This window comes from uncultured Intestinibacter sp., from assembly GCF_902468165.1.
Lineage (GTDB): Bacteria > Bacillota > Clostridia > Peptostreptococcales > Peptostreptococcaceae > Intestinibacter.
Window position 1 is genome coordinate 1 of the sequence record NZ_CABQXJ010000131.1, and the last position, 2,951, is coordinate 2,951.

3 protein-coding genes are annotated in these 2,951 nt (G+C 25.2%); all 3 read left to right on the forward strand.

All coding sequences use genetic code 11. The features are described 5' to 3' along the window. Window positions 1–164: 164 nt before the first annotated feature. The 3 genes from RDX53_RS13935 (at window position 165) to RDX53_RS13945 (ending at window position 2,838) form a co-directional block, all read left to right on the forward strand. Window positions 165–1,079 (forward strand): LysR family transcriptional regulator, encoded by a 915-nt coding sequence (locus RDX53_RS13935; protein ID WP_195931823.1) that lies wholly within the window; start codon window positions 165–167, stop codon window positions 1,077–1,079. Window positions 1,080–1,168: 89 nt separating this feature from the next. Then, window positions 1,169–1,957 carry a type I 3-dehydroquinate dehydratase gene (gene aroD, locus RDX53_RS13940; protein WP_195931824.1) on the forward strand — a complete coding sequence of 263 codons (789 nt, stop codon included), beginning with the start codon at window positions 1,169–1,171 and terminating at the stop codon, window positions 1,955–1,957. Window positions 1,958–2,058: 101 nt separating this feature from the next. Then, on the forward strand, window positions 2,059–2,838 hold the full coding sequence (locus RDX53_RS13945) for a shikimate kinase (protein WP_295572577.1): 780 nt from the start codon (window positions 2,059–2,061) through the stop codon (window positions 2,836–2,838). Window positions 2,839–2,951: the final 113 nt, after the last annotated feature.

The window sequence follows — 2,951 nt, forward strand, 5'->3', positions numbered from 1 at the left end:
ATTTAAAAATCTATAAATAAAATTTAAGAAAAAATGGATTTATATAGATTTTATTTATAATTAACATAATTTCTTATGCATTATAAAAATAGATAAATCTATTAAAAAAATAAAAATTGTATATTAAAATAAAAACATTAAATTAGTAATAGAAAGGGGATATTATGAATTTAAATCATTTACAATACTTTGTTAAGTTAGCTCACTTAGAGCATTATACGAAAGCTGCAAAAGACTTAGATATAACTCAGCCTAGTCTTAGTCACGCTATTTCTTCATTAGAAGAAGAGCTCGGCACAAAGTTATTTGAAAAGCAAGGTAGAAATGTGAGTTTAACTAAATACGGAAAAATCTTTTTAAAATATGTAGAAAAATCTTTAGATTATTTACAAGAGGGAGTGGATAAAACTAAGGCTCTTACTTGTGCGACAAGTGGACTTATAGACTTAGGCTATATATATACGCTGGAGACTGAATTTGTACCGCTTATGGTAAGAAAATTTTTAGACAGCAATAAAGATAAGAGTTTTGGATTTACATTTTCATCTAATAATACAAAATCTATTATAGAAGGACTAAAAAATGAAAAATATGATATAGGATTTTGTTCTAAAGTAAAGGATGATAAAGATATAGAGTTTATAAAAATAAAACAAGAAGAGTTGGTAGTAGTAGTTCCAAAAAATCATGAGTTATCTAAATATAAAGAGATAGATTTAATAAAAACTGCATCTTACAATCAGATTGCATTTACTAAATCGAGCGGACTTAGAAAAGTTATAGATGACTTATTTAAAGAAATAGATAAAAAGCAAATTATATCTTATGAAGTTGAAAATGACAGTTCTATGGCAGGTTTAGTATCAGGAGGATTTGGGATAGCAATAATGCCTAATATACCTTTTTTAAAAAATTTGAATTTAGATATAATAAAATTAAAAAGTCCAGTTTATAGCAGAAATATATATATGGCAAAATTAAAAAATAAATACTTATCTCCAGCAGTAGAACAATTTAGTAAATTTATAATTGAAAATTGTGACTCTAAAGAAAAAATTGAAACTAAAAATATATACTAAAAGATTTATTATATATTAAGGTATGACTTTTTTTGATATAATAATTAATAAGATAAATATTATTATATTAAAAGGGAGATTTGAGGAGTATGAGGATTTTAAAAGTAAGGGATGTAGAAATAGGAAAAGGTATACCTAAAATAATTGCTCCAATATGTGATAAAACAGAAAAAGAAATTTTACATACAGCAAAGAAGTTTTCTATTATACCAGTAGATTTTGATATATTAGATATAGATATTGTTGAATGGAGAGTAGACTGGTACGAATATTATAATGATTATTCAAAGATAGAGATAGTTCTTGAAAAGCTTAGAAAAATATTAAAAAATATACCTATTATATTTACAATTAAAAGAAATACAAGCGATGGGGAAGCTGATATAACTGAAGAAAAGTATGTAGAGATATATAAAGAAGTATGTGCTACTAAATTAGTAGACTTTATAGATGTTGAAGATAGTATAGGCAAAGATAATATGAAGGAAATAATTGAAGTTGCAAAAGATATGGGCACATATGTAATAACGACTAATCATAATTTAGATCACACGCCATCTAAGGCAGAATGTATTGCTACAGCAAAAGAATTAGAGGATATGGGTGCTGATATTATAAAAATAATAACAAAGCCGAGCAGTAAGTTAGATGTTGTTGAACTTCTAGAAACTACAATTATAATTTCAGAGCATATATCTAGCGTGCCTATTTGCACAATATCAATTGGTGAAAAAGGTGGACTAAGCAGGATTTGTGGAGAATTTTTTGGTTCATGTTTGACTTATGGTGTTAATATTAAAAAAAGTGCACCAGGACAACCCAATATTGAGGACTTGAGCAATTTATTAAAATTAATACATAAAAATATAGAGGCGTAAAATTATATATCAAATATATAAGATTTTAAAAATAAATTAATTGGATTAAAGCTTGAATTAGACTTATAATAAAAATAAAAACTAATTTAAGGGGAAAGAGTATGAAAAATATTGAAAATATTAGAGAGAAAATTAGTGATTGTGATAGTAAGATAATTGAGCTTTTAACAGAAAGAATGAACTATATTGAAGATATTATAGCCTATAAAAAAGAACATGGACTGCCTATACTTCAAGAAGAATTTGAAGCACAAAAAGAAATTAGTTTGAGAAATCAAATAGATGGAAATAAATTTGAAGACGAGATTTTAGATGTATTTAGATATATAGTAGATAATGGCAAAAAGATACAAGCTAAAAATTTATTTGCATATAATATATTCTTAATTGGATTTATGGGAGTTGGAAAAACTACAGTGTCTTCTTACTTAAGTCATATGCTATCTATGGAAGAAATAGAAACAGATGCGCATATAGTAAAGATGGAAGGTATGACTATTGCAGAGATGTTTAAAATAAAAGGTGAAGAGTATTTTAGAAAATGTGAGACAAATACCTTAATATCTTTAAAACAAAGACAAAATACTATAATTTCATGTGGCGGAGGTATGGCCCTTAGAGATATAAACGTAGAATATATGAAACAAAGTGGAAAGGTTGTACTACTTACAGCATCACCAGAAACTATATTTGAACGTGTTAGATATAGTAATGAAAGACCTCTATTAAATGGAAACATGAATATAGAATTTATATCAAATTTAATGAAACAAAGGGAGCAAAAATATTTAAATGCAAGTGATATTATAGTATCTACAGATAATAAAACAATAAATGAGATATGTGAAGAAATAGTAGGCAAACTTATAAAATGTGATTAATAAAAATAGTATTAGGTTATAACTCTTAGTTAAAATCTAATACTATTTTTATTTAAATTAAATATAAAAATATATTTATATAGTGAATACATATAGTTTATTTTATTTTTTAA

Bases quoted from the DNA above. Each gene is read 5' to 3' on its own strand.
- RDX53_RS13935 (WP_195931823.1), top strand. From the start codon at position 165: ATGAATTTAAATCATTTACAATACTTTGTTAAGTTAGCTCACTTAGAG.
- aroD (WP_195931824.1), top strand. From the start codon at position 1,169: ATGAGGATTTTAAAAGTAAGGGATGTAGAAATAGGAAAAGGTATACCT.
- RDX53_RS13945 (WP_295572577.1), top strand. From the start codon at position 2,059: ATGAAAAATATTGAAAATATTAGAGAGAAAATTAGTGATTGTGATAGT.